Below are 26,747 nucleotides of genomic sequence, written 5' to 3'. Positions count from 1 at the left end.
AAAACCTTGCCCTCAAAAGCAAGGTTTTTTATTTCACCCAAAATTCAAATAATCTTGCCTGCTCCCCCGTAATCAAAATTTTTATCATTAAATAATGCGAAGGTAGCAAATTCGGTATCTGAAAAGCCCATTCTACCAAGCATAAAGACTTTTCATCGTAAAAATATTCCTCGTAACCTATATCAAAGACTTCTTGTTCGGAACGTATGCGATAAAAATCAAAATGATAGATTTTTCTATCTTTCGCTTCATATTCATTCACTATGCTGAACGTTGGACTTTGCACCTCATTTTTTGTCCCCAACTCCTTGCAAATAGCCCTGATGAGCGTGGTTTTTCCCGCTCCCATTGCACCTTCCAATATCCAAAAATTCCAGTTTTGCCCTAATCTTACAATCTCTTGGGCAATTTGAGGCAGTTCTGTAATATTTGAACAGGTTAATTCACTAATTTTCTGCATTTTTGAAAAAAATTTGGCAAACTTTACATAAAAGATTATTTTTGCATTTGGCAAAATACCAAGTAAGATGAAAACTTATATTCTGATAGTTTTACTTTGCCTGCAAATATCCGAAAACTTTGCACAAGGACAAAAATTTACCCAAACAGGTGTTGCCTCGTACTACGCAGGGAGGTTTCACGGCAGAAAAACTTCCAGTGGTGAAATTTATGATTCCAAAAAACTCACCGCCGCCCATCGTACTCTTAAATTTGGGACAATGGTCAAAGTTACCAATCTTAAAAATAACCTTTCAGTGATTGTAAAAGTAAATGACCGAGGACCTTTTGCTCATAGCCGAATTATAGATTTATCTCAAGCCGCCGCCCAAGAAATCGGTATGCTGAAAACAGGCACTGCCCAAGTACGTATTGAAGTAGTCGGCGAAAATGGCAAACTCTTTGAAACCGAAACTCCCAAAGAACAACCTAAAAAAGACACTACAAGTGTTGCTCAAAATCCTTCTAAACCCACTCCCACCGATACTACTTTCCTCACAGGAAATACTTACAGCCTTTGGGGTACCAAGAAAAATCCCAAAGGTATGGGCATACAAGTAGGCTCATACGGCGATTTAGAAAATGCCAAAGACCTCTGTAAAGACCTCCAAAAAGCAGGTATCCAAGAGACTTACATTCAAGTCGGTTGGAGCGAAAAACGCATTTATAGAGTACTCGTAGGTGCTTTTACTGATGAAGAAACTGGGAAAAAACAATTAGACGCTATCCGAAAAGCAGGCTTTGATGGCATCGTAAAAAAACACTTTGATTGAAAAATTAACTTTCGGCATTAAACTTTCATTAAACATACAAAAGAATGACAAACAAACCACACCCACCCTTTACTTGTACCTATTCGCCCAATATTCCTGAATTTTTGTGGCAACTCAACGCAACGATTGTTTTAAGCACCTATCAAGCAGGAAAACTTGTATTTTTGAGTGCTACCGATACGGAGCGTTTGGTGCAACTTCCTCGTAATTTCAAAAAAGCAATGGGCATTGCTCTCAAAGATAACTACCTTGCCATAGCTACCGCCGATACAGTAGTAGTATTTTCTCACGATAGAAGCCTTGCCCCCCGCTACCCCGCTAAACCCAATACTTATGAAACTTTATATGTACCGCGAGCTACTTACTACACAGGTTTTGTAGATTTACACGATTTGGAGTGGGGAAACGAAGGACTTTGGGCGGTCAATACGCAATTTTCTTGCCTTGCCCTTATCAATGATAAATTCAGTTTTGAACCCAAATGGAAACCCCATTTTATTACGTCTCTTGAACCCGGCGACCGCTGCCACCTCAACGGTATGGCTATGCAAAATGGCAAGCCTAAATACGTTACGGCTCTTGCCGCTACCGATGAACCTATGAAATGGCGAGAATTCAAGGTAAATGGGGGCATTCTGATGGACGTAGATACCAATGAAATCATTACCACAGGGCTTTGTATGCCTCATACGCCCAAAATTTACAAAGATAAAGTGCTTATTTTGCAGTCGGGAACAGGCGAACTCATTGAAGTTAATCCTAAAAATGGCGAAAAACGTGTAATCTACAAATTCCCCGGATTTGTGAGAGGTATGGGAATTTACGAAGACTATGCCTTTATTGGTCTTTCTAAACTTCGTACTTCCAGCAAAACTTTCCAAAACTTGCCCATTTCAAAGGAATCTGTTTTTGCAGGGGTAGCCATTATGTACCTGCCTCACGGAAGTATTGTGGGCTATATTAAGTATGAAACGAGTGTTGAAGAAATTTATTCGGTGCAGGTAATTCCCAACATAAGACGTCCCGGTATTGCTAACTTTGAAAAAGACGACTATCGTTATGCATTGGTTACGCCTACGGAAACCTTTTGGGCTATGCCCGCCGAGAAAACCGATTACGAAACTAATACCCCAGTAATACATCAAAAACCTCAGCAAAGCAGTGGAGATGTTAATTTTTCCTATGTAAATTAGTGATTGCAAGTAAGTAAAGTGTTGTAACATAGAAAAAAATTACTAATTTTGTGCGGATTTATTAACATTCACTTTACATTAAAAACACACTGATTATGAAACTGCAACAAGTTGATGTAGTTGAAAATATAAGCCCCCAAGAATTCAAAGAAAAATATTATTTTCCTGAAAAACCTTTGGTTATCAAGAAACTATCAGCAGATTGGGCGGCTTTACAAAAGTGGAACTGGGATTATTTTATTGAAAAAGCAGGTCATCATAAGGTAGGAGTGTATAACAATGTAAAAAGCGATGCCTACACGCCTATAAATAAAGCTGATGATTATATGCTTTTTGGAGATTATTTGCGTGAAGTAAAAAAAGGCAATTTAGCTTTGCGTATTTTTTTATTTAACATTTTAGAGCATTGCCCCGAACTTACCCAAGATTTTACCTTTCCCGAACATTTAATGAAAGGCTTTGTAAAAGGCTATCCGATGCTTTTTGTGGGTGGTGGAGGTTCTATTACGCATATGCACTTTGATATAGACCTTTCGCATATTCTACACACACAATTTGTAGGAAGAAAACGGGTTTTGCTTTTTCCCTTCAATGAACAACACAAACTCTATCGCAAACCTTGGGAAGTACTGAGCCTTGCAGATTTTACCAATTACTATGAAAAATTCAATTACAACGATTTCCCTGCCACTAAACTCGCACAAGGCTATGAAATCATTTTAGAACACGGCGATACACTCTTTATGCCTTCGGGTTATTGGCATCATATGGAATATTTGGAAAGTGGCTTTGCTTTGAGCTTGCGAGCTTTACACCCTTCTTTGCGAGTAAAAATCAAAGGTGTTTGGAATTTGTTTGGAATGAGATATGTTGATACGCTAATGAAAAAAACCGCTCCTCATTTTTGGTATAACTACAAGAAACGAAAAATATACCAAAAAGCAGAAGCAGTTTTACAACACAACTAACTCCCCAAACCCTCGCTCAAAGTGAGGGTTTGTTGTTATGGTAGCAATGCCGAATAATAGCTTTTTCTTGCTCTGAAAGTGTTTTTCCACGTCTTGCCATCATTTTTTCAATATCTCCAAAGAATTTAGTAAGCTCGTAAATTTCAAAGCCTTTGGCTCCGCCCCAAGAAAAAGAAGGAATAAACTTCGGCGGAAAATCACCTCCAAAAATATTACAAGAAATCCCCGCTACCGTACCCGTGTTGAACATTGTATTGATGCCCGCTTTGCAATAATCGCCCATAATAAGCCCGCAAAATTGCTTTTGAGTATCAATAAAATCACCTTTGAGAAAATTCCAAATTTTTACGTTGCTGTAATTATTTTTCAGGTTGGAAGTATTGGTATCGGCTCCTAAATTACACCATTCGGCAATGACAGAATTGCCCAAAAAACCATCGTGGGCTTTGTTGGAATAGCCAAAAATCACCGAATTACTAATCTCCCCCCCTACTTTGCAATAATTACCGATAGTTGTATCTCCTCGCATTTTTCCGCCAATATTGATGACCGCCCCCTCACACAAAGCAAAATTCCCCTGAATAACACTCATTTCTTGCACTTGTGCATTTTTGCCGATATAAATCACACCCTTTTCAGCATTTAAGACACAAGCCTTCAAATCTGCTCCCTCCTCTATGAAAATGTTTTCAGGTTTGTAAATAATTGTGTGCTTATCTTCAATGGGTTGGCTTTTTCTGCCTCTTGTAATAATTTGAAAATCAGCTTGAATTTCTGACCCATTGAAAGAAAATATATCAAATGGATAGGAAATTTTACGGATAGGTTCATTCCAAAAAATTTTCTCTTGTGCTTCATTTCGGTAAGCAATGAGTGTATTTTCTGCGTAAAGAGCCTGCTTGTTGGAAAGTGTTTTTATTTTTTCAGCCAAATGCTCACTAGGAAGCACCGAAGCATTGATAAAAATATTTTCTGTACCCCAATGCATAGAATATTTTTCTGAAAGATAGCTTTCTGTTTGGTAAGAACAAGACGTTTGAAGGTATTTTTCCCACTTTTCGCGAATCGTAAGAATACCTATACGAATTTCGCTGATAGGTCTTACAAAAGTAAGCGGTAGAAGATTAGCGTGGTCTTGGGGGGCATCAAAAAGAATGAAATTCATAGCCAAAAGGTTTAAGCATTGAAAATCCAAGCTCTTGCTTCTAAAAGATTATTGAAAAAACGCACCGATTGTGGCTTTTGGGTATTATAGTTTTGAAGTTTTTCATTGCTGAAAAATTCTTTGGAAAGCACCAGAGCCGTTTTTTGCTGATTTTGAACATTAGCAATAATCCACTCTAAAAGCGAATTACTCACAAATTTTGCTTTATCTGTGCGAATAATCCATTTGGAAGCAGAAAAGAAATTTTTTTGCAAGAAAATCAACAAATCATCAGGCGAGTAAAAGCCCTCTAAATCTAAAATTTGAGCCTTGATAGTGTCATCAAATTTTGTCATAAATACAGATTTCATTGTAAAAACTTTTGCAATAGTGCCGCAATGGTTGTTTCGGTGCTTTGAAAAATAATTTGAGGGTAAATTCCTAAAATCAGACTTACAAGCACTACGCAAGCTAATACAATTTTTTCTTTCCAAGAAATATCCTGCAAAGCAAGTGAGGGATTTTTAAGCCAAGTTTTACCCAAAAACATTCTTTGGAGTGTCCAAAGAAAGTAACCCGCCCCTAATACTACACCCAAAGCACCCAAAAGAGGAATGTAAATAGGTAAAACCGCCGACCGAAAGCCCCCTAATAACGTAAAAAGTTCCCCAATAAACCCCGAAAACAAAGGCAAACCCAAAGAAGCAAAAAAAGTAAGCGTAACCAAAGTACTATACGAAGGCATCAGCTTGAAAAGTCCGCTGAAATCATCAATTTGACGGCTATGGGCTTTATCATACAAAATACCCACTATCACAAACAGCAAAGCCGAAAGCAATCCGTGGCTAAACATCTGAAAAACTGCACCATTCAAACCTTCGGAAGTAAGCGAAGCAATACCCATCAGTACAAAACCCATATGCGAAACCGAAGAGTAAGCCACCATTTTTTTGAGGTCTTGCTGTGCAAGGGCATTCAAAGCCCCGTACAAAATAGCAAACATTCCTAAAAAACCCAAAACTTGTGAACTTTCTATTGCCACTTCGGGAAAAATAGGATAAGCTATTCGCAAAATACCATAACCCCCAATTTTTAGCAAAATACCCGCAAGTACAACCGAAATAGGCGTAGGAGCTTCTACGTGTGCATCAGGCAACCACGTATGAAAAGGCACCGCAGGCAATTTTATCAAAAAACCAATCACTAACAGCCAAAATACCCAAAACCGATAGGATTCTCCCCAGATTACATCTTTATTTTGTAAAGCTAAATAACTATCTGCCTCAAAATTTTCTTTTTTCTGCATTGCAAGCAGGTTAAAAGTGTGCATTTCACCTTCCTTCACTGAAAGATACAAAGCAATCATTGCAATAAGTATCAAGATAGAACCTACAAGTGTGTAAAGAAAAAACTTAATGGAAGCATATTCACGCCTTTCTCCACCCCAAATGCCTATCAAAAAATACATTGGCAAGAGCATAAATTCAAAAAACACAAAAAATAAGAAAAAATCCATTGCAAGAAATGTACCCATTACAGAGGTAGCCAAAAGCAAGTACAAAGCAAAATAACTCTTTACTTTCTGATGAATATGCCACGAAGCCCAAGCCCCTATCCAAAGCACTATGGCGGCGAGCAAAATAATACTGGCATTTAATCCATCAAGCCCAAGAAAATAATCTATTTTGAATTTCCAACTGCCCCAGTCTAATTTTATCCATTCATATTTTTCTAAAAGCCAAAGCGTCTCGGCGTAGCTTTTGGGCAAAAAAAAGTAAATATACACCGCCAAAAGCAAAAGCAAAGAATGAGCTGTAAAGGTGATTGTTTTAGAGTAAATTTCATATTTTTGGGGCAAAAATACAACTATCAAAAAAGCCATTAACGGAATAAAAAGCAGAAAGCTCAGCCACATATAGTTCAAAATCAAGGGTTGAAGGTTATACGCATTTAGTTTTAACCCTTTCCCTCACTTTAAGGGAAAAATAGGGGTAGCTTTTTTACGTAGCAAGCGTAAAATTACAAAGAAAAACGCTTACTCCAAAACAACTTTGATATGCTTTGAAAGATAAGAATTGCGAATGTGTAAGAAATAAACGCCTTTGGGCAAATTTTGCGTTGTGATGCTAAATTGTGCTTTTCCTTTGGAATTTCCTTCTATGATGAGTTTGCCTTGCGGGTTAAAAAGACGAATTTGAGCATTTTCATTCTGCAAAAAACGTATTTCCAAACTTTCACGAACAGGATTAGGGAATACTTGGAAATATTCGTTACTTTCCAAAGCTGTTACCGAAGGGGGATTACTCGTACCACTCCCACAAGCTCTATCCAATTCTTTTTTTACCGCCTGAAAAATTTCGTGTTCTACGGCGTAAAAAGCTGACTGCGAAGTAGTAGCATAAGCAGTTTCCGAACCATTTGTAGCAAAAATTACCGCTTCTTTCGTTGAAACATTGAAATACCAATCGCTGATTAAGCCATAGGCTTCGCCTGCGTGTCCTACCATTTTTTTACCAAGCACTACATCACAACGAGTACGATTCGTAATGCTATGAAGCCCCAAAGTCCATTCATTGAAAAGGCAGTAGTAATTATTGCCGTTTGTGCCGTTATATGTCCATTGTGGTTCAAGCATTGTATTTACGGTAGCGGCATTGAGAATACGAACATTGTTGTAAATTCCTTTGTTTATCATTAGCATTGCCAAAACGCCCAAATCTTTGGCAGAAATACGAAGCCCTCCTTGTGGAGAAAAAATAAGTCCGTTATTACCAATAGTATAACCGCTCAAATCTCTTGGCGGAGGCATTACGCCATTGTAGTTATCAATCTGCGGCACCCAACTACCACCACTTTTTCGGTACAAAACCGCTACCTGATTGATATTGCTTAAATCTTGAATATTGAAAGAGGCATCTAAACCAAGTGGCTGAAAGATATTTTCTTTGCAAAAAATATCAAAACGCTTGCCTGAAATTCGCTCAATAAGCGTACCGATAACGCCGTAAGTAATGTTGGCATAAGTAAAATAAGTACCCGGTTCTTTGTTCAAAAACATATTGGCAGTGTAATAGCTCCCCGAAGGAGTAAGCAACTGCGATAGATTAGGGGGCGGGTTATTGTTGTAAGTAGCACTTAAAAAATTTTCATAGCCCGAGCCGTCATTGAGCGAAGCTGTATGTGAAAGTAACATTCGGAAAGTGATGGCTTTGCTTGGGAAATTAGGGTTTCGCAAAGAAAAATTAAGATAAGTATTTACATCATCATCAAGTTGGAAATAACCTTGTTCCCAAAGTTTCATTAGTGCCATTGCCGTGATAGCTTTGGAAACAGAGGCAATGCGATATTTGGTGTTGTTATCAATGGGAATATTTCGCTGAAAATCAGCAAGCCCTTGATAATGGCTAAAAGATACCTCTCCATTGCAAATGCCTACCACCGACATACCCATTAGCTTGTAACGCGTAAAAATCTGGCTTAAATCTGCTTGAATGGTAGTTTGAGCAAAAAGATAAAATGGCAAGCAAAAAATCCACACCAATACCCTAAAACGCATTTTACGTAAATTAAACTTTGCTTAAAAGTAGGATAATTTTTGCAAAGTTCCAAGTAAAAATCAATAATTTGCAATTGTATGATTTTCATTTGAAAAATACTTCATTTCGCCTGTAACAAAAGTTACATTTTCTATGAAAAATCCCTTAAAAACGCTATTATTGCAAAACTCTGATGCTTTTGCACTTACTCACATACTGCAAAAAGTCATTGTAAAACAAAACCTAAAAAACTATGAGTACCGACGATAAACGTTGGCAACAACGATTTAATAATTTCGTAAAGGCGTTTCAAAAACTGCAAGAAGCAGTGCTAAAAGCAGAGGAGTACCTAAAAAACAACAGCAAAAAAGAAAAAACCGATAATTTCCTAGAAAATATCATAAAGGAAGGACTTATCCAACGCTTTGAATATACACACGAGTTGGCGTGGAATGTGATGAAGGACTTTTTCAAGGAAGCAGGAAATATCAATATTTTTGGCTCAAAAGATGCTACCCGTGAAGCGTTTGCCACAGGGCTTATTAGTAATGGTGAAGTTTGGATGGATATGATTATCAGCAGAAATAAAACTTCGCACACTTACAACGAAGATACTGCAGAAGAGATATTTTTCAAAATTGTTCAACAATACTATTCTGAATTTTTGCAGTTCAAAAAACGTATGGAAGAGCTATCTGATATACACAAAAAAGATTTACAATGAACTATGGACTGAAAGTAGAAACTATTCTTGCCATTCAACAAGTACTCGCCAAATATCAAGAAGTAGAAAAAGCTATTCTCTATGGCTCAAGGGCAAAAGGGAATTATCGCTTGGGCTCCGATATTGACCTAACCCTACTGGGTGATAAGCTCTCTTTTGATATTCTGCAAAATATAGAAAATGAATTAGACGATTTGCTTTTACCCTACAAAATAGATATTTCGTTGTACAAACAAATCAAAAACCCCGACCTGCTCAAACACATTGATAGTATCGGAAAAATATTTTATGAGAAAAACTGCTAAAAGAAAATAAAAAATGCTTGACAAATTGTTCATTTTCAAGCATTTAATTGTGTATGATGTGGAGCATATCGGAGTCGAACCGATGACCTCTACAATGCCATTGTAGCGCTCTAGCCAGCTGAGCTAATGCCCCAAGAATTTAGGCTCGCAAATGTAGCAAGAAAAAAATCAGTATGCAAATAAATTTGTAAAAAATTATCTCAATAATCAAGATTTTGTATTATTGCAAAAAGTAGCATTATGCAATGGAAAATATACATAGAGCAGTTCAAAAATTATTTGAAACTGGAGCGTGGTTTTTCGGAAAACTCTATTGAAGCCTATTTGCGAGATGTTAGCAAATTTCAGGAATTTGCTTTGAGAAACGATTGGCAAAACCCTGAAAAAGTCAATACAAATCAAATTCAAACCTTTATTTTACACCTCAACGAACTTGGCATAGCGGAAGCCTCACAAGCTCGTATTCTTTCAGGCATAAAGGCTTTTTATAAGTTTTTGTTTGCAGAGGAAGTCATTTCTACCGACCCTGCTTATCTCATTGAAGCCCCCAAGCTCAAACGCAAATTGCCTGATACATTAGAATATCACGAAATTGAAGCCCTTTTAGAAGCTATTGACCACTCTACCCCCGAAGGTACTCGTAACCGTGCTATGTTAGAGGTTTTGTATAGTTGTGGCTTGCGAGTAAGCGAACTTGTAGAACTGAAAATTTCTAACCTCTACTTTGATATTGAGTTTATCAAGGTAGTGGGAAAAGGCAATAAAGAACGGTTTGTGCCTATTGGCACAGAAGCAATGAAATACACTAAAATTTATTTAGAGCATATCCGCAAACACTCAAACATTGCCAAAGGACACGAAAATTTTGTTTTCCTGAACAGACGCGGTAAAAAACTTACACGCGTATATGTGTTTATGATTATCAAAGAGTTAGCTCAAAAAATAGGTTTGAAAAAAAACATTAGCCCGCATACTTTTCGGCATAGTTGTGCTACTCATTTATTGGAAGGCGGTGCAGACCTTCGTACTATTCAGGAAATTCTCGGACACGAATCAATCACTACCACTGAAATTTATACTCATCTGGATAAAGACTACCTCCGCCAAACCATTCTGCAATATCACCCCCGAAGCTAACAAAAATGCGGTACCGAAATACCGCACCTATTGCTAAAAGCCATCTTTATCGTCTTTCTTTTTGTCTTTTTTCTTTTCTTCTTGTGGCTCTTCCTCCACGGGTTCTTCTTCCTCTTCTTCGCCTTTTTTCTTTTTGCCTTTTTTCTCTTTTTTAGGTTTTTCCTCTTTGGGTTTCTTTTCTTCTTTGGGCTTATCTTTATCTTTTTTCTCCTCTTTCTTTTCGTCTTTTTTCTCCTCTTTTTTAGGTTCGGGTTTAGTTTCTGTTTTTTCTTCTACCTGATTAGGCTTTTCATCAAGATTTTCTTCCTCAGTTTCCTCTTGTTGTTTTTTCTTTTTAGACTTTTTCTCTTTTTTAGGTTTTTCTTCTACTTGTGGTGTTTCTTGAGCAGGCTCTTCGGTCTCTTCCTCTATGGTTTCTTGCTTTTTCTTTTTAGATTTTTTCTTAGACTTTTTATCGGTTTCCTCCTCTGTTTCATCTTTTTGTTGGCGTTCTACTTCGGGCACAGCTCCGAATTTTTTATCCAAGTAGTACTGCTTGAAACGTCTTTTGAAAGTTTCTACTGCAATTTCATCAGCTAGTTCGTAACTCAAATCTTTTTCTGATTTAGCTTTCTTACCTTTTTCAAAAGCATTATTCACTTTTGGAATAGAGCAGTCGCCCGAAAGAATATTTTGTGTAAGCGAAAGAAAAATCCATTGTTCGGGGGTAAGTTCCAAATAAAGATTGATAATATCACCTTCCTCCAACTTTTGAATTTCCATATACCCTTCTACCATTGCATTTACGTCTTTATCTAAAATATTTGCTAAACCAATTTTACCAACGCTATAAAAGCTATTCGTTGTATCCGACCATTTCAGATTTACTTGCGAAAGCACTAAGCCTTTGCCCAAAACTTTTTTATCGGCTTGCAGAAGTGGGTGATATTTGGTTCTTGCTTGGTTTTCGTACTTTTTGGCTTTATCGTTTCCAATAATTTCGGCAAGGCGGCTCATCAGCGAGGCATCATCGGAATTATAGGCTTGGTCGCCTGCGGAGCCGTCCATTTTAGCATATTTGAACAAATCAGCAACTCCCGAAAGTGGCGATTTAGCTTTGGAAAGGTCAAAAACAAACATTTGGGTAAATTCATACTCGTCCTTTTTGAGATTTACTTTTGCCGAACCTGCGGAAAGTACAAATTTTTGAAGTTTTTCATCAACGAGCTTAAACTTGCCTTGCATATCGCAAACCCCTTTGCCGTCATCAAGCGTGAGCAAAGTACCTTCATAGCTTTCTTTTTCCAAACGAGCTTTGTCCGTTATTTTGAATTCATTGAGTTCAGGAATATATGTAAGAACCCCTTTGGCAAGATACATATCGCTATCATTATCTCCCTTTTTACCTGAAAGGAAAGTCGTGTAAAGTTTTCCGTTTTCCTCATAAGTATAGTGCAATCCCGTAGTAATGAGGTCGGCTTCGGAGGAAGTTTTTTCGTCTAATTCTACATACACATCGCCCGCATCGCGTTGATAGGGTATCCAGTAATTGCCGTAGTCTTTGCTTTTGAGCTGAATTTGAATAAATCCATCTAATATGAGGTCTTTTTTGTAGGCGAGCATTTCAGCTGTACCTTTGAACTTAATACGTGGTTTGATAAAGAAATTATCCTCTTCACGCACCTCACCACGCGATTGAGTGTACCGCTTCGGGATTTGCAGAGTATCTTCATTCTCTCCTTTTTTTCTTTTTCGTTTAATTTTTGTTTTACCCGCTTCGGAAATTTGCTCGCTACCTACCAGCTCAAACCTATCAAATTTGAGCTTAAAGGTATCTTGTGCGGCATTTACGTAGCGATAGGTAGCGTCGCCCTCAAACTCCTCTCGGTGATGAATTTTTATGTTTCCATTGATAAGTGTATGATGAAAACTAATAGTATCCAGTACAATTGTAGCATTTTTTAACTCCTGAATATTAGCCCCTTTCAGGATAGTTACTTTATTTTTGTCAGGAATGATACGAGCATCGGCAGAAGAGATATAAGCCACATTTTCAAGGTCTAAAATAGGATTGCTAAGGTCCTGCATATCGTATTTACCTTTGGAGGCTTTGAGCAGAAGGTCTTTGTTAGGTGCATTTTCTTCTTCCTCGTAATGAGTAGAGCGGAAAATAGTATTTTCATCACCCACCATAGTAACCTCTTTTTTGCCCACATTCCAAGTAACCTCACGAATAGAAGTTTTGAATTGAGCATAAGGGAAACTAATGAACTCATAATTAGGGTCTTGTTGGGCAATAGCAGGATTATGATTGATTTTACAAATATTATTTTTCAAATCATACTCTACAAAAACGGCGTTGGCATCAATAATAGGTTTGTAAATGTCGTTTTGCTCTTTGGCAAAAGGATCTGTTTCGGTAGAATATACTTTGAAATCTACAATATTTTCGGGGTTTTGCAGAGTGTAAATTTTTTGGGGGGAGATAGATGCTCCTTTGGGGGCTAACATAAAAAAGTCTTTACGTTTCAACTCACCAATTGCCCAAAGAGATTCAGGGGTGAGAGCAAGCGTTCCTTTCAGACTTGCAGGATTTTTTTCATCAAATACCCGAGCAAGTTTATCAGGAGCAGTACGTAAAGTAAGACTATCAATTTTCAAGGTATCTGTTCCTACATAGCGAGAAGTATGCCAAGTGAGCTTCATATCTTCGCCCACCGCTTCGGGATAAGATGTGTTTTTAACCTTCTGTTGCTTTACTGCGATATTTGCCTTTTCCGTAACCACCGAGTCGGGAGTAAGCAAAAAATAAGGTGCTTTTACGCTGTAACTATGATTTTTGATTTCAAGTTTTTTCCCTGTAGCAATTAGTCCTGTTTTGTACATTACAATAGAGTCTGCGATTAACTCACCTTGCGTATGGTATAATTTAAGAGGCTTTTTAGGTTTATGCACAAAACCTAAGGCATAACGAGATTCTACACCTGTGTATTTAGGGTCATAAACTGGTACAAGCACTTCTTTTATGGGCGGAAATATGTTGGAATGAAAAGTACCTTCAAATTTAGGCATTTTAGTGGTAAGACTATCCAACTCTACATTGGGAATTTCAAAATAAGCTAAATGTTTGTGATAAGCGTATTTTTGCCTGTAGAAGGCATCAAAGTAAATTTTCCCTCCTGTTTCAATTTTTAGTTTCGGATAAGATTCATACACTTCTCCCTTTTTACCACCGGGGATTTGCCCTTTTTTCAAACCCGATATATTATTAGGGTGCGAAATGAGTAAATCTCCTGCATTGAATTTGATTTCACCCCCAAGTTCGTGTTTTATGTCAGGGTTTTTGGGGTCTGATACAATAAACGCAACACTATCCAAAGTTTCCATAGTGAGCTTAAACTCATCATAAGGAAGCATAAAGTTTTTTCCAATAAATCGGAAATTACCTACTGTAACCTCTCCCTCTTCCATAAAGAAGTTACTTGCCCCGTAAATTTTGATTTCCTTATTTTTGGGTATAAAATACACGTTGAGTTTCTTGCTAATTGCAAACTTATCTACGCCTCTAATTATCATTCCTCCCCCATCGGGCAATACAGAGGCATTAGGCATAGCAGGGCCTTTCTTACGTTCAGCCTTTGAAAAATACCCTTCAAGCTCCCAAAGAAAAAACTTATCAGGGTTGAGTTTATTGAGTTCTAACTCTTCTGTAAGTGCTACTTTTTTGATTTCTTCAAACTTATCAATTTTGAAAGTATCCGTAAGAGTAATTAGGGTATCTTTGGGAAATTCGGAGTTTTCAACAGACGAAGTATCGGGTTTAGGGCGAAATACACGCTTGGTGATGAGGATATTTTTACCTTCTAATTTCTTGAATAGAATTCTACCATTGGTAAAATGGAACTTTGTAGTATCACGAACAAGACTATCTCTCCTTGCATCGCGGGGCGAAATAGATTGAATAAGCATATCATCAAAGTCCTTATTAGCATAAGGCTCCATATATTTAGGTAACTTTTTCTTAGGATTTTTTTCTATAAAATCCATAGCACGCTTATACTCATAGGCATCAATGGTATGAGTAGTTCTATTCAGAACTGCTACCCTGCCTGTATATTCATCATAATCTACATAGCCTTCACGTGCCAGCCTCGTAAGTGCTCGTTTAATAATATCTAATTTGATGTTGGCAAAAGAGTTATTTTTCGCTTTTTTCTTATCCTGATTCTCTTCCGATTCCATTGCAAAAGCTCCTTCAATATTAAATTCACGCACTCCTTGCGAATTGATTGTGCCGTATTTTTTAGCATAGTAATCTACCATACGCAAAGGGTGAAAGCTATATTCAGCTCGCAGTTCTTCGTAGCGATCTTCATCGTAGTATTTGAAAGATTCAAATAAAGCAGGTACTTTATCTTTTGCCCCTACAATGTAAAAATCAATAGTGTTTTTAGCAGGATTATACAATGCCAAATCGGCTGTGATATACATTTTGTGATATTCGTCTATGAAAGGAATATCATCATTGATTTTATCTTTGTAAAGTTTGAAAATGCCCACAGGCGTACTATCTCCTGCTATTTTTACTTTGTTGTAGCTTAAAGCAACGTTATTGTGAGTAAGCGAATCGGTGCCACTTACATAGTATCCAAACGAAACACTTTTAGAGTAAATACGATCTTCACCTAAGTAAAATTGCTTGGAATTGGCGTGAAACTTCACTTGCCCATCTTTATAGACCAAGAGCCTACAAACAGGACGATTAGTAGGAGAATATCCATAAAGTGTAAAGCCTTCTAACTTCATACCTCCCAAATACTCCATATTCTCGCCAATATTGATAAGGTCGGCTTTGTCATCATAAGAAACAAACTTGGGATAGCGAATAGATTGATTTTTTTTTCGTTGTTCGCTGAAAAACTCAAATCTACCTACTTCAGGGGTTTTGAGTTTGGTAGGGTAAGAAAGTGTAACATTATCGGCATCAAAATGTAAATCGCTTACTTGATGGCTATAACGACTGAAATCGGCATAAATCTGAGTACGAGCAATACTACCCAAAGCTACTGAATCTACATTACCTTTGTTGTACAAACTTTCCCAAGAAAAACGCCCTCCATCGCCTACAATATGATTGTTTTCAAAAAGAAAAGCAAGTTTAGTTTGATTGATGCTTACCGAATCGTGGGGAGAAACAAAGTATAAATTAGTTTTAGGAAATAACACCACAGCACCTGCTACAAGTGGGTGCGGATAAGGTTTAATATTTCCTAATGAATCTGGTTCTGGTTGAGCTTCTTTCCAGCCTTGAAACCAAGTATGTTGTTTGCTAAGAGTTGAGTCAGCATATACTATTTCAAAATTGCCATCTACATATAAACGATGCATTGCAGAAAAATATAAAGCTCTGTAAGTAAGCAAGCTATGTAGCGTATTAGCAAAGCTAAAAATCTGCCCTGAATTGTTTTTTGTAAAATATTTTTCTGCTACCGAAAGTATGTTATCTATCTGCGAGCTACTTACGGTTTGGTTATCAAGTCCATTTTCCAAAGCAGAAAGAAAGATTTTTACGTGAGAACCTACGCCTCCGCCTTTACTTACAATGATTTTCACCAAATTGATAATTTTTTCTTGTTGCGTAGCAGTAAAACTGCCTCGTGTCCAAGTAGAACGAAACTGCTCTGCAAATTTTTCTTGACGAGCCAAACGCAGTTCTTTATCTAATTGAGAGATAAACTCATCAGGATTTGCCGAAAAACGTTGGGCAAAACTTGGTATAACCCATACAAACACCCCAAAAATAAACAAAAACCTTTTCATAGAATATTCTGTAAATACAGCACGGTTAATTCTAAATACTGCACTTCTTAAATCTTCAAAATTTGATTTTTCAGCTTCAAACTTTAAACCTTTTCAAATACAGCCGAAACCCACTTATTTCTATTTTTTTCTTTGACAAACTGCAAACTATTTTCCTTACATTTTTGCTGAATATCTGTCAAATCTTCTTCATAAAAGCCGCTCAAAAGTAAAAAGCCTCCAATTTTCAAGAGTTGGCTATAAGCGGGTATATCGGCAAGCAAAACATTTTTGTTAATATTTGCCAACACAATATCAAAACGCTTTTGAGTATCAACTGCCGAAATATCGCCTTGATAAATAACTATTTCCGAACAATCATTGAGCAAGGTGTTTTCACGGCTATTTTCGACAGCCCATTCGTCTGTATCAAAGGCTTCTATGTAGCTTGCTCCTAAAAGTTTTGCCATTATTGCCAAAATACCTGTGCCAGTACCTGCGTCCAAAACATCTTTCCCTTGATGATTGATTTCCAATTGGTTTTCAATCATAAGGCTGGTAGTAGCGTGATGCCCTGTACCAAAAGACATTTTGGGTGTGATGATAATTTCATAATTAAAGTTTTTGGGTTTAGGCTCGTGGAAAATTGCTCTAATACGTACCTTATCAGCTATTTCCACAGGTTCGTAATTTTTCTCCCAAGTTTCATTCCAATTTACTTTTTCCAATTTTGAAAAAGTGTAGCGAAAAGGATAAACTTTCGCATACTCAATTTCTAACATCTTGATAGCCTCTTCATCAAAATTTTCAGCCAAGATATAGGCTTTCAGAATATCTTGCTCCTCCATAAACGAGTCGTAGCCCAAATCGGCAAGCTCTGCAATAAAAATTTCAAAGGCTTCTGGATTTGCCTCTACAATAAGTTCTATAAACACCGCTTTTTTTCAATTCAAATTATTTCCAAAGGTAAGATTTTTTCTTGAATTTCCCAAAAACACGCTCCAACCTTTTGTAAAATTTACTTTTAGTTTCATAAAAAAAAACGATAAGTTTGACAAAATCTATACCTTACTTTGAAAATCTTAAAATTGCCTTTGAAAAGCGAAATTATATGAAAAAATATTTATTTATACTCGTCCTCGGATTATTTACTCATAGTGTTTCAGCACAAAATGAGGATTATGAAATTGCTACCGACCGCCCTACGGCGAGTTTTTCGGCGACTACTGCCCCTCAACACAAGCTAATCATAGAAAGCAGCTATTTAAGAAGCATTTGGCGGGTTTTTAACCAAAAAATTACCACACAACTGCCTAATATTTTCATACGTTACGGGCTTACCAAAAGGTTAGAACTGCGTTTAGGGCAAGAATTAGAAATTACTCGTTTTTTTGAAAACAATTCACTCCAAAATAAAAATACATTTTGGCAACCAATGCACCTTGGCGTGAAATATCGCCTCAATGATTTAGAAAACACCAAATTTTCAATGAGTGCTATGTGGGTAAGCCGTATCCCTCTGCCAAGTAGTCTGGAAAATATTGCTCAAAGGCATTACACTAAACTTCTAATGCAGTACAATATTACTGATGAATTCTACGCTTTCTCAAATATTGGTTTAGACCTCGTTCGTAATTTTAATAGCCAAAACGAACTTTTGGGAGCATATACTTTGGGCATCGGTAGAAAAATAGAAGGTGGAACGTATGTTTTTGCAGAATACTTTGGCTCTTCCCTGTTTCCTATCAATGATGCCAACCATATCCACGGCTTAAATGTGGGTTCTATTTACATCTTTGATAATCGCTATCAGTTTGATGTACTCGCAGGTATGGATTTAGAAAGACCTTTCAGAGAGTTTAGCTATTTCAGTCTGGGCTTTTCTACTTATCTAAATTTCAAGAAAGATTGAAGTAAGTTAGTTAGGCTACAAGGTAAGCAAAGGTTTTTGTATGTAAATTTCTTTCAAAAAATTTGATTACTCGCCCAAAATTCTATTATTTTGGGCAAATAAAATATTTTTACCTAAAAATAAACCCCAATAGCAATGCTACCTATTATTTTACTTTCAGTCTTTGGCATAGTGAATTTGTTTTTAGGCTTTCTAAAAAATCGTCAAGTGCTTTTTGGTGCGGCGGTTTTATTTGCGGTACTTACTTTTATAGCAACTTTTACCGAGTGGAATACCCCTTTGGACTTGGGCAAAGTCATCAACAATACAATGATGGCAACCTCGCCAAGTGCCGTAATGTTTTCGCTTATTTTACTGCTTACCGCCTCACTGATTATTCCTCTTTCACAGCATTACATTCAAAACAAAGAAGCTCAACCTGCTGAATATTACGCCCTTATGCTTTTTTCTTTGGTGGGTGCTGTTATGATGGTAAGCTATGAAAATCTTTTGATGCTTTTTGTAGGTATAGAAATTGTTTCTATTGTAATGTACGTACTTGCAGGCTCAGAGAAACGTAATTTACGTTCCAATGAAGCAGCGATGAAGTATTTCTTACAAGGTGCATTTGCCACAGGAATTTTTCTATTTGGAGTTGCAATGCTTTATGGAGCTTCGGGTGGCTTTTCGCTTGCAGAATTACAAAAATATACCCAAAGCAGTGCCAATCTTTCGCCAATGCTTTATTTGGGGTTAATGCTGGTTATGGTAGGAATGTTTTTCAAAGTTTCTATCGCTCCTTTTCATTTCTGGACTGCCGATGTCTATGAAGGCTCACCTACATTTTTCACGGCTTTTATGGCAACTATCGTGAAAACCGCAGGCTTTGCCGCTATTTACAAACTGCTCTCATCGGCTTTTGTACCTACCTACAACTATTGGCAATTGAGTTTTACCATTTTGGCAGGTCTTACTTTAGTTGTTGCCAACATTACGGCAGTTTATCAGCAAAGTTTCAAGCGAATGATGGCTTTTTCAAGCGTTTCTCACGCAGGTTATTTGCTTTTGGCAGTAACGGCTTTTAATGAAAGAAGTCTTTCGGCTATTGTTTTTTATTCTTTGGCTTATTCTTTGGCTACGATTTCAGCTTTTGGGGTACTTTTGTTGGTTTCAGAAAAAACGCATAACGAAGAATACACAAGTTTTAATGGTTTAGCCAAAACTAATCCTTTTTTAGCTTTGGTAATGACTATTGCAATGCTTTCGCTGGCAGGCCTACCGCTTACAGCAGGATTTTTTGGCAAATTGTGGGTTTTTGTAAGTGCTTATGAAAGAGGCTTGTATGAAGTGATGGTTCTTGCCGCTTTGATGTCAGCAGTAGGTTTGTATTATTATTTCCGTGTCATTATTGCTATGTATCTAAAAGAACCTCATAATCGTGAAGGAGCTGTAAAAGTAGAAGTAACCGCACCTTATATTTGGGTGTTTCTCATAACTACCATTCTCACGATTGCATTAGGGCTTTTCCCCGATTTTGTACTTGGGTTGCTCCAGAAGTAATTTATTCTGACCTGTAAGGATTTTGAATGCCTTGCAGGTCTAAAAGAAAATACAAATCAACCTAAAAAGAAAAAGTCAATTTCTTGCTGTGAAAACCTATCTACGCATATTTACACTTGTTGATTCCATTTACAAATTCATATTTGCTTTTCTTGCTACCTCGCTGTTGGCTTCTCTGTTTGGACTTGTGAATTTTACTATGATCATTCCTGTTTTGGAAATTCTGTTCCAAAATAAGCCCCAAGCAGTCGCACAGCCTCCTAATTTTCAATTTTCAGTTGAGTACTTTGTACAAACTTTTCAGTATTGGCAAGCAAAAATTTATTATGAGAAGGGGGCGGTCAGTCTGCTATGGAATGTGTGTTTGTTTGTTGTAATTTCGGTTTTTTTGGCGAATTTATTTAAATATTTGACTATCAGGGTTTTGGAAAAATTAAAAGCCAATTTAGTAGGAAGAATACGTCAAAGAGTTTTCGAAAAAACGCTTGACTTGCATTTAGGCTATTTCACCGAACAGCGAAAAGGTAATATTCTTTCGCGAATGACCTCTGACGTAGCAGAAGTAGAATTTATCCTGACTACCTCTTTCAAGGCTCTATTTAGAGAACCCATTTTGCTGATTTTGTACTTTGTCGCTCTTTTTTACATCTCTCCTTCCCTAACACTTTTTGTGCTGGTTTATATTCCTCTTACGGGTGGTTTTGTTGGCTTGCTTATCAATAAACTTCGCAAGCAATCCAAACAAGTGCAGGAAACTATTGGCACGGTTTTAAGTATAATGGACGAAACTTTCAGCGGTATTCGGATTGTCAAGGCTTTTAATGCTGAAAAATTTGTAAAACAGAAATTCAAAACAGAAAATGAAAAATATACCTATTTAGTAAAAAGCATAGGCTACAAGCGAGAGTTATCCTCACCTTTTTCGGAGTTTATGGGGGTGGCTTTGGTAATTGGTGTTGTGCTTTATGGAGGCAACCTTATTTTACAAGGAGATAAATCTCTGACGGCATCCCAATTTTTTGGCTTTTTAGGAATACTCTCACAAGTTACACAACCTATCAAAGAGATTATCACTATGTTTAGCCATATTCAGAGAGGTGTGGCTTCTGCTGAAAGAATTTTTGAACTGATTGATATAAAACCTGAAATTCAGGATAGACCTAATGCGAAAGATTTACCTACTTTCAATGAAAGAATCACGTTTGAAAATGTAAGTTTTGCCTATAGGAATGAGCAGTGGGTACTCAAAAACATAAATCTTTCCATTACCAAAGGAAAAATGATAGCTCTTGTAGGAGCTTCGGGCAGTGGGAAATCTACTATCGCCGATTTGCTTTGTCGTTTTTATGAAGTACAAAAAGGCAGAATTTTAATTGATGGCTACGACATCAAAGAAATCACTATGCACTCACTTCGCAAACAAATGGGTATAGTAAGCCAAGAAGCAATACTATTTAATGACACGGTTTTCAATAACATTGCCTTTGGAAAAGAAGCTACAATGGAAGAAGTGATACAGGCGGCTAAAATTGCTCACGCTCACGAATTCATTGAAAAATTACCACAAGGTTACCATACCAACATCGGTGAAAGAGGTTCTCAACTTTCAGGCGGGCAACGCCAACGTATCAGTATCGCCAGAGCTGTACTCAAAAACCCGCCTATCCTAATTTTGGACGAAGCTACTTCGGCTTTGGATAATGAATCTGAAAAAATTGTACAAGAAGCTCTCAACGAACTTATGCAAGAGCGTACTGCCCTAGTTATTGCTCATCGTTTAAGCACCATTCAAAAGGCTGATGAAATCTTAGTAATGGATAAAGGCGAAATAGTAGAAAGAGGCACACATCAAGAGCTTTTGAGTACTCCCCATAGTCTTTATGCTAAACTTTACCGAAGTGCAGAAATTATTGAAGACCTTACTCCGACAATAGAAACCAAAATTGTTTGATGTATGATTTACGATTGTTTTGCCTTTTTCAATGAGTTGGAGTTGTTGGAAATTCGCTTAAATGAACTTGACGAAGTAGTTGATAAATTTGTACTTGTAGAGGCTACTCGTACTTTCCAAAAACAACCTAAACCTTTGTATTTCCAAGAAAACAAACATCTTTTCAAGGCTTTTGAACATAAAATTACTCATATTGTTGTAGATAAATATCCCAGTTTTTGGAAAAAATTTAGAGTACCTACCCCTTGGGACTACGATGACCACCAGAAAGAGCATATTTTATTAGGGCTAAAAAACTGCAAAGATGATGATATAATTATTGTTTCCGATTTAGATGAAATACCAAGAGCAGAAAAAATTAAAGAGTATGCTTACACCGAAGGCATAAAAGTTTTCCGACAATACTTTGCCAATTACTTTTTAAACTATATTTGTATAAAAATAAACGATTACGGCGGAAAGGCTAAAGCTCAAATCAATGAAAATGGCTTTGGTTGGTGGCAAGGAAGTGTGATGCTTTCTTTCAAAGAACTCAGAACAATTACTAAAACCATTGAAAAAACACGCTTACAACGTGATTTATCAGAACCTCAAGTAAAAATTATACGTGAAGGAGGCTGGCATTTTAGTTATATGGGAGGAATTGAAAGAATCATTAAAAAACTTGAGTCTTTAGCTCACCCAGAATTTAACATTGGTTCTTATAAAGACGTGCAAAAAATAAAAAGTCTGATTGCTTCGGGAAAATCATTATTTAACGAAAACGAAGTCTTTCAGAAGACAGATATTTTCAATACAAACATACTTTTTCCAAAGTATGTAAAAGAAAACATAAACAAGTTTCAGAATTTAATAATTTGAATTATGAATAAAGGAGCTATTCGTTTATACAGAAAACTGAAAGAAAAAGGCTATTCACCCAAAAATATTTGTGAGGTGGGGGTGTATCTACCCGAAGAGTCTAATGTAATTAGCTTTATCAAAGAAGGGGTTTCCACTTCACTCATTGAAGCAGACCCCGAATATGTTCGTAAAATTGAATATTTTTTTTCAGAATATCCCAATGTAAAAGTTATTGAAACTGCTATTTTTGACTTCAACGGAACAATAGAGCTATGCAAAAGAGAGGCTTCTACCTTTGTAAGTGTTTTGGAAAAAAGCCCCGCTATTGTGAATGATAATTGCAAAAAAGAGGATTCTTCTAAGATTACTGTGAATTGTGTTATGTTCAGCGAAATAGATAGAGGCGACTTTGATTTAGTTAGCATTGATATTGAAGGGGCAGAATGGTATGTAATCAAACATATGATTAGCCAGCCCAACATTCTTTCAATAGAAACACACGGCAAATATTACACCAATCCCAATATCAAACAAATTATGGATTGGGCAAAGAAAAATAACTATGTAGAATGGTATAAAGATGATAGCGATACTATTTTCGTAAAAAAAGGTACTTTTTTTATTTCAACATTTGAAAAACTGCAACTGATTATCAAAAAAGCTCAAATAGCTTTAATCAAAATGTTAAAACCTATAAAACAACTATTTAAGAAAAAATAAAACCATTTTAGTTCAAAAGAACGGTGCTTCACGTACCAAGATGACGAATTTCTCTCAAATATCTTTTCCATATTCTAAGCATTCCACGCCCAAAGCATCTCTTTTTGAGTTTTAACCTCAAAACCTTGTTTCTGCAAAAAGTTCTTCATCGCATCTTGATTAGCATTTACTTTATTGCAAAAATGTGTTTCCATCACAATGCAGCGAACTTTATCAAGTATCTGCTTGGGTGTAGCATATAAAATATCATACTCTGCCCCTTCGCAATCTACTTTCAGCAAGTCAATATGAGGTAAAGCATATTCTTGAAATATGTCTTGCAGAGAAATCATTTCAACTGATAAATTATCCGTGTTTTGAGCATCAAAGTTTTGTAAGATGCTTGCAACGGGGGTAATTTCTTTACTCTTACAATAAAAAATTTGTGTACTACCAGTACAATCACCTACGGCTTTGGGTATAATTTCCCAATGCAAATGGGCGTTTTCTTGTTGATTCTTACTTAATAATTCAAAATTAGTAGGTAAAGGCTCAAAAGATAAAATGCGGGCTTTTGGAAAAAACTGAAAAAAGAAAGTAGCAGCGTATCCTGCATTAGCACCAATATCAACAATAATTGGCTCTTGAGTAGATAGTTCCTTTCGCAAGAATTTTATTTGGTAGATATCTTGCATATAAATCTCCTTGAAAATCGGTATAATTTCCTCTACTAACCAAAATTGTATTTTATTTTTACCTTTCATCAAGAAAAAAACGTCAGGATTACGTTTTACTTTGAAATATACTTGCCAGTTCCGAATATTTTTCAGCAGGTTAAAATAACGTTTTAACATAAATCTTTTTTATTTTTGTAGCTTTTACAAGGGTAAATTTATGAAAAAAAAGAGTTCGCTTTTGCTATTTGCGTTTCTTTTTATCTTACTTTCTTGCGAAAGCCAATCAGATAAATCCGAATTAAAGTTAGACTTTTCTAAAATCATTCCCGATAAAGACCAAGCCGAAGGCATAAATTACGATACACTCGCTGTGCTTTCCTCTACCCCTGAAACAGCCTTGCTGGATAGTATGGCGAAAGACTTTATTCGCCAGTGGGAAATTAAAGGTATGAGTATAGCCGTTTCGTACTATGGCAAACTTGTTTATGCCAAAGGTTTTGGTTGGGCAGATGAAGAGCGTAAAATTCCTGTCAAACCGCATCATCTTTTTCGCATAGCAAGTGCTTCAAAGCTCGTTACAGCCGTGGGCATTATGCACCTTATTGAGCAAGGCAAATTCACTTTGGATAGCAAAGTTTTTGGCGAAAATGGGATTTTGAAGCGTTACAATGCTTGGATTGCCGATAAAACTATGTATGGCATCACCATTCGGCACTTGCTCACGCATACGGCGGGCTGGTGGAACTATCTGCTCACCGACCCTATGTTTGTGCCTGTACAAATAGCCCAAATTATGCAAACTCCTTCTCCACCGCCTTTTGATAGTGTAATGCGTTTTATGCTTTCGCAAAAAAAGGTTTTTACGCCCGGTTCTTTCTATGATTATTCCAATTTTGGGTATTGTGTTTTGGGGAAAGTGATTGAGGAAGTTTCAGGCAAAGACTATGAAACATTTATGCGAGAAAATATTTTAGCTCCTATGGGAATTAGGCGTATGCGTATAGGGAAAAGTCGTTATGAGGAGCGTTTCTCCAATGAAGTAAAATATTACGTAGCCGACAATACTCCTCAAAATCTTTCTATTTATCCTCCTCACGATTCAGCCTCGCGAGCCTATGAAGGCACATACATACAAGGTTTAGGAGCGGCAGGCGGTTGGATTGCCAGCTCGGTAGATATGCTTCGCTTTTTAAGCTACATTGATAATTGGGACACCCCCAAAGACTTTCTCTCCAAAGAAAGCATCAACGAAATGACTTTGCAAGATGCCGATAGTACGCAAATTCAGCGGGCTTTGGGCTGGAAACGTATTTCTCCTGAAAAATGGTGGCGAACAGGCAATTTGGCAAGTAGTAATATTTCACTTTCACGCCGAAATGATGGATACGCTTGGGTAGTCATTACCAATACAGGTTCTTGGCGAGCCTCTTTTTTCCCTTATGAAATAGAAGGCTTTATGACAAGAGCCTTGCAAAAAGTAAAATTCAAAGAACAAGATTTATTCAAATATACAAAGTAATTTTCATAAAAATGGATTATGCTTTTTTTCAAAAGCAATGGTAGTAGGTTCGCCGTGTCCTGTGAAAATAGTGGTATCATCAGGTAAAGCGAACATCACATTTCGTATGGAATGGATAAGAGTTTGATAGTTGCCACCGGGCAAATCAGTTCTACCAATACTGGTTCTAAATAACACATCACCATTGATGCAAAAGCCCTGCTTTTCGTTGTAAAAAACCACGTGCCCTGGTGAATGTCCAGGTGTAAAAAGAACTTTCAGGGCAGAATTTCCGAATTCAATAATTTCATTTTCCTGCAAATAAACATCGGTACGAGTGCTTTCTACACGAGCTATGCCGAACATTCGTGCCGATGCCTCTAATATACCCAAATTAAAATCCTCGCTTGCGTGTGCGTATGACTGCACTGCAAAAGTTTGCTTTACAAACTCATTCCCAAAAACGTGGTCTAAATGGCAATGTGTATTCAAAAGTTTAACAACCTGCAAGTTATTTTCTTGTATAAAATCTTGCAAAGTTTTTCTTTCAACACTATTGTAGCAACCGGGGTCTATAATTACAGCCTCTCGGGTTTCATCATAAAGCACAAAAGTATTTTCAGCAAAAGGACTGAATACAAAGCTGGCAATTTGTATCATTTTGACAATTCTTTACGAATTTGTTGGATATGCTCAATGGTCAAATTAGTAAGTTTCATAATCAAATCATCGGTCAAACCCTCTCTGATAGCACTTTTAGCAATTTCCACCATATTTTTCATTTTCTCGTCCAATCTAATTTCGTTCTCCATTTGCAGGGCTTTTTCTTCTATCGCTAATTGGGCATTCATCGCTTCGCTGGCTTTCCAGTGTAAATAATCTAAATATCGGTTATAGCTGTACTGATTTTCTTTATCCAAACGCATAATATCCAAGGCTTCTCTTGCTTCTTTCAAGCCTTTTGCCCGAAATTCATCTTTCACTTCACTATTTTTTAAGAAATAAATCCACTCATCAAGTGTATCTTTGGCTACATCATTGAACTGATTGACCTTGATAAGATAATACTCGGGAAAAATATCGGAAACCAAAGTTTTGGCAAAAGTATTTCTTTGTTTTTCGGAAAGTTGCAAAGTATCGTTGAAGTGCAAACCTTGAAATGTAGTAGTGCCTTTGTAGATGTAATCTTGCCCCTGCCCTAAATCAAAATAGACGATATTTATAGAAATCACTTTTTTGACTTCCCAGTAGGCTTGCCCCAAACGTAAATGCTCGGCAACAGCTTTGCTTGTGCCATAGACCATTCGGTGGAAGTAGTCAATTTCGTAAGTGTTCTGAATTTCAATGATAATGAGTTCGTTTTTAGAGTTTTCTGTAAGAATATCCACTCGGTTGTATTTATCCTCCCAACTTTCCTGATTACCCTCGCTTTCTAAAATTTCTTTGATTTTGATGTCTTCAAACAGAAGTTCGGATAAAAAACCTTCCAGCACAACAAAATTGGCTTTGTTGCGTAGCAAGCGTTTAATTGCCCAATCAAAACGAATAAGTTTTTTCGACATTGATACAGAA

General features: G+C 36.9%; 22 protein-coding genes and 1 tRNA gene. 12 read left to right on the top strand and 11 right to left on the bottom strand.

The annotated features are described in order from the left end of the window. Window positions 1-28: 28 nt before the first annotated feature. A complete protein-coding gene (gene tsaE / locus Rain11_RS05505) occupies window positions 29-460 on the bottom strand; it encodes a tRNA (adenosine(37)-N6)-threonylcarbamoyltransferase complex ATPase subunit type 1 TsaE (RefSeq protein ID WP_101358345.1) in 432 nt (143 codons plus the stop codon). Window positions 461-527: 67 nt separating this feature from the next. Here tsaE and Rain11_RS05500 point away from each other — a divergent pair, with 67 nt between their 5' ends. From Rain11_RS05500 to Rain11_RS05490, 3 genes are all read left to right on the top strand, one after another. Then, window positions 528-1,271 carry a septal ring lytic transglycosylase RlpA family protein gene (locus Rain11_RS05500; RefSeq protein ID WP_101358344.1) on the top strand — a complete coding sequence of 248 codons (744 nt, stop codon included), beginning with the start codon at window positions 528-530 and terminating at the stop codon, window positions 1,269-1,271. 44 nt (window positions 1,272-1,315) lie between these two features. After that, a complete protein-coding gene (locus Rain11_RS05495; protein WP_101358343.1) occupies window positions 1,316-2,464 on the top strand; it encodes a TIGR03032 family protein in 1,149 nt (382 codons plus the stop codon). 95 nt (window positions 2,465-2,559) lie between these two features. Then, a complete protein-coding gene (locus tag Rain11_RS05490; RefSeq protein WP_101358342.1) occupies window positions 2,560-3,432 on the top strand; it encodes a cupin-like domain-containing protein in 873 nt (290 codons plus the stop codon). A 16-nt stretch (window positions 3,433-3,448) separates the two neighbouring features. Here the strand turns inward: Rain11_RS05490 and Rain11_RS05485 are convergent, their stop codons facing one another. The 4 genes from Rain11_RS05485 to Rain11_RS05470 all read right to left on the bottom strand — a co-directional run bounded on the left by Rain11_RS05485 (window position 3,449) and on the right by Rain11_RS05470 (window position 8,132). Continuing rightward, window positions 3,449-4,597, bottom strand: a complete 1,149-nt coding sequence (locus tag Rain11_RS05485; RefSeq protein ID WP_101358383.1) for a GlmU family protein — start codon at window positions 4,595-4,597, stop codon at window positions 3,449-3,451. An 11-nt stretch (window positions 4,598-4,608) separates the two neighbouring features. Beyond that, window positions 4,609-4,947, bottom strand: a complete 339-nt coding sequence (locus tag Rain11_RS05480; protein ID WP_101358341.1) for a hypothetical protein — start codon at window positions 4,945-4,947, stop codon at window positions 4,609-4,611. Further along, window positions 4,944-6,491, bottom strand: coding sequence for a complex I subunit 4 family protein (locus Rain11_RS05475; RefSeq protein WP_101358340.1), 1,548 nt, complete (start codon window positions 6,489-6,491; stop codon window positions 4,944-4,946). The genes Rain11_RS05480 and Rain11_RS05475 overlap by 4 nt, the downstream gene beginning before the upstream one ends. A 120-nt stretch (window positions 6,492-6,611) precedes the next feature. Then, a complete protein-coding gene (locus Rain11_RS05470; RefSeq protein WP_101358339.1) occupies window positions 6,612-8,132 on the bottom strand; it encodes a serine hydrolase in 1,521 nt (506 codons plus the stop codon). A gap of 233 nt (window positions 8,133-8,365) precedes the next feature. On the opposite strand from Rain11_RS05470, the gene Rain11_RS05465 reads away from it, so the two are divergent. After that, the gene (locus tag Rain11_RS05465; protein ID WP_101358338.1) at window positions 8,366-8,836 is read left to right on the top strand and encodes a nucleotidyltransferase substrate binding protein; all 471 of its coding nucleotides are present in this window, start codon (window positions 8,366-8,368) and stop codon (window positions 8,834-8,836) included. After that, window positions 8,833-9,141, top strand: coding sequence for a nucleotidyltransferase domain-containing protein (locus tag Rain11_RS05460; protein ID WP_101358337.1), 309 nt, complete (start codon window positions 8,833-8,835; stop codon window positions 9,139-9,141). The genes Rain11_RS05465 and Rain11_RS05460 overlap by 4 nt, the downstream gene beginning before the upstream one ends. Window positions 9,142-9,200: 59 nt before the next feature. On the opposite strand, the gene Rain11_RS05455 is transcribed toward Rain11_RS05460, so the two are convergent. Then, window positions 9,201-9,274 (bottom strand) — tRNA-Ala (locus Rain11_RS05455). 107 nt (window positions 9,275-9,381) lie between these two features. Here Rain11_RS05455 and xerD point away from each other — a divergent pair. Next, the gene (gene xerD / locus Rain11_RS05450) at window positions 9,382-10,278 is read left to right on the top strand and encodes a site-specific tyrosine recombinase XerD (protein WP_101358336.1); all 897 of its coding nucleotides are present in this window, start codon (window positions 9,382-9,384) and stop codon (window positions 10,276-10,278) included. A gap of 33 nt (window positions 10,279-10,311) precedes the next feature. Here the strand turns inward: xerD and Rain11_RS05445 are convergent, their stop codons facing one another. Together Rain11_RS05445 and prmA are read right to left on the bottom strand one after the other, a co-directional pair. Next, window positions 10,312-16,077, bottom strand: coding sequence for a hypothetical protein (locus tag Rain11_RS05445; RefSeq protein WP_133121515.1), 5,766 nt, complete (start codon window positions 16,075-16,077; stop codon window positions 10,312-10,314). An 83-nt stretch (window positions 16,078-16,160) separates the two neighbouring features. After that, entirely contained in the window at window positions 16,161-16,991 is an 831-nt protein-coding gene (gene prmA / locus Rain11_RS05440; RefSeq protein WP_101358334.1) for a 50S ribosomal protein L11 methyltransferase, read from the bottom strand. A gap of 116 nt (window positions 16,992-17,107) precedes the next feature. On the opposite strand from prmA, the gene Rain11_RS05435 reads away from it, so the two are divergent. From Rain11_RS05435 to Rain11_RS05415, 5 genes are all read left to right on the top strand, one after another. Then, on the top strand, window positions 17,108-17,968 hold the full coding sequence (locus tag Rain11_RS05435) for a transporter family protein (RefSeq protein WP_101358333.1): 861 nt from the start codon (window positions 17,108-17,110) through the stop codon (window positions 17,966-17,968). Between the two features lie 135 nt (window positions 17,969-18,103). After that, complete coding sequence (locus tag Rain11_RS05430; protein WP_101358332.1) at window positions 18,104-19,507, top strand: NADH-quinone oxidoreductase subunit N; 1,404 nt, start codon at window positions 18,104-18,106, stop codon at window positions 19,505-19,507. A gap of 88 nt (window positions 19,508-19,595) precedes the next feature. Next, on the top strand, window positions 19,596-21,458 hold the full coding sequence (locus Rain11_RS05425) for an ABC transporter ATP-binding protein (RefSeq protein WP_101358331.1): 1,863 nt from the start codon (window positions 19,596-19,598) through the stop codon (window positions 21,456-21,458). A 3-nt stretch (window positions 21,459-21,461) separates the two neighbouring features. After that, the gene (locus Rain11_RS05420; protein WP_101358330.1) at window positions 21,462-22,319 is read left to right on the top strand and encodes a glycosyltransferase family 17 protein; all 858 of its coding nucleotides are present in this window, start codon (window positions 21,462-21,464) and stop codon (window positions 22,317-22,319) included. A 3-nt stretch (window positions 22,320-22,322) separates the two neighbouring features. Next, window positions 22,323-23,021 carry an FkbM family methyltransferase gene (locus Rain11_RS05415; RefSeq protein ID WP_101358329.1) on the top strand — a complete coding sequence of 233 codons (699 nt, stop codon included), beginning with the start codon at window positions 22,323-22,325 and terminating at the stop codon, window positions 23,019-23,021. Window positions 23,022-23,095: 74 nt separating this feature from the next. Here Rain11_RS05415 and Rain11_RS05410 read toward each other — a convergent pair whose 3' ends face one another. Next, window positions 23,096-23,854: an FkbM family methyltransferase gene (locus Rain11_RS05410; protein WP_101358328.1), complete on the bottom strand. Its 759-nt coding sequence runs from the start codon at window positions 23,852-23,854 to the stop codon at window positions 23,096-23,098. 40 nt (window positions 23,855-23,894) lie between these two features. Between Rain11_RS05410 and Rain11_RS05405 the strand changes: the two genes are divergently transcribed. Beyond that, window positions 23,895-25,196, top strand: coding sequence for a serine hydrolase domain-containing protein (locus Rain11_RS05405; protein ID WP_101358327.1), 1,302 nt, complete (start codon window positions 23,895-23,897; stop codon window positions 25,194-25,196). Window positions 25,197-25,199: 3 nt separating this feature from the next. Here Rain11_RS05405 and Rain11_RS05400 read toward each other — a convergent pair whose 3' ends face one another. Next, a complete protein-coding gene (locus Rain11_RS05400; RefSeq protein WP_101358326.1) occupies window positions 25,200-25,835 on the bottom strand; it encodes an MBL fold metallo-hydrolase in 636 nt (211 codons plus the stop codon). Then, window positions 25,832-26,737 carry an Rpn family recombination-promoting nuclease/putative transposase gene (locus tag Rain11_RS05395; protein ID WP_101358325.1) on the bottom strand — a complete coding sequence of 302 codons (906 nt, stop codon included), beginning with the start codon at window positions 26,735-26,737 and terminating at the stop codon, window positions 25,832-25,834. The genes Rain11_RS05400 and Rain11_RS05395 overlap by 4 nt, the downstream gene beginning before the upstream one ends. Window positions 26,738-26,747 lie beyond the last annotated feature (10 nt).

It is taken from the genome of Raineya orbicola (assembly GCF_002843425.1).
Classification (GTDB): domain Bacteria; phylum Bacteroidota; class Bacteroidia; order Cytophagales; family Thermonemataceae; genus Raineya; species Raineya orbicola.
This window is presented reverse-complemented; position numbering and strand designations above follow the sequence as displayed.

Excerpts from the sequence above, each read along its gene's own strand:
- tsaE (WP_101358345.1), bottom strand. The coding sequence starts at position 460 with ATGCAGAAAATTAGTGAATTAACCTGTTCAAATATTACAGAACTGCCT.
- Rain11_RS05500 (WP_101358344.1), top strand. The coding sequence starts at position 528 with ATGAAAACTTATATTCTGATAGTTTTACTTTGCCTGCAAATATCCGAA.
- Rain11_RS05495 (WP_101358343.1), top strand. The coding sequence starts at position 1,316 with ATGACAAACAAACCACACCCACCCTTTACTTGTACCTATTCGCCCAAT.
- Rain11_RS05490 (WP_101358342.1), top strand. The coding sequence starts at position 2,560 with ATGAAACTGCAACAAGTTGATGTAGTTGAAAATATAAGCCCCCAAGAA.
- Rain11_RS05485 (WP_101358383.1), bottom strand. The coding sequence starts at position 4,597 with ATGAATTTCATTCTTTTTGATGCCCCCCAAGACCACGCTAATCTTCTA.
- Rain11_RS05480 (WP_101358341.1), bottom strand. The coding sequence starts at position 4,947 with ATGAAATCTGTATTTATGACAAAATTTGATGACACTATCAAGGCTCAA.
- Rain11_RS05475 (WP_101358340.1), bottom strand. The coding sequence starts at position 6,491 with ATGTGGCTGAGCTTTCTGCTTTTTATTCCGTTAATGGCTTTTTTGATA.
- Rain11_RS05470 (WP_101358339.1), bottom strand. The coding sequence starts at position 8,132 with ATGCGTTTTAGGGTATTGGTGTGGATTTTTTGCTTGCCATTTTATCTT.
- Rain11_RS05465 (WP_101358338.1), top strand. The coding sequence starts at position 8,366 with ATGAGTACCGACGATAAACGTTGGCAACAACGATTTAATAATTTCGTA.
- Rain11_RS05460 (WP_101358337.1), top strand. The coding sequence starts at position 8,833 with ATGAACTATGGACTGAAAGTAGAAACTATTCTTGCCATTCAACAAGTA.
- xerD (WP_101358336.1), top strand. The coding sequence starts at position 9,382 with ATGCAATGGAAAATATACATAGAGCAGTTCAAAAATTATTTGAAACTG.
- Rain11_RS05445 (WP_133121515.1), bottom strand. The coding sequence starts at position 16,077 with ATGAAAAGGTTTTTGTTTATTTTTGGGGTGTTTGTATGGGTTATACCA.
- Rain11_RS05430 (WP_101358332.1), top strand. The coding sequence starts at position 18,104 with ATGCTACCTATTATTTTACTTTCAGTCTTTGGCATAGTGAATTTGTTT.
- Rain11_RS05420 (WP_101358330.1), top strand. The coding sequence starts at position 21,462 with ATGATTTACGATTGTTTTGCCTTTTTCAATGAGTTGGAGTTGTTGGAA.
- Rain11_RS05415 (WP_101358329.1), top strand. The coding sequence starts at position 22,323 with ATGAATAAAGGAGCTATTCGTTTATACAGAAAACTGAAAGAAAAAGGC.
- Rain11_RS05410 (WP_101358328.1), bottom strand. The coding sequence starts at position 23,854 with ATGTTAAAACGTTATTTTAACCTGCTGAAAAATATTCGGAACTGGCAA.
- Rain11_RS05405 (WP_101358327.1), top strand. The coding sequence starts at position 23,895 with ATGAAAAAAAAGAGTTCGCTTTTGCTATTTGCGTTTCTTTTTATCTTA.
- Rain11_RS05400 (WP_101358326.1), bottom strand. The coding sequence starts at position 25,835 with ATGATACAAATTGCCAGCTTTGTATTCAGTCCTTTTGCTGAAAATACT.
- Rain11_RS05395 (WP_101358325.1), bottom strand. The coding sequence starts at position 26,737 with ATGTCGAAAAAACTTATTCGTTTTGATTGGGCAATTAAACGCTTGCTA.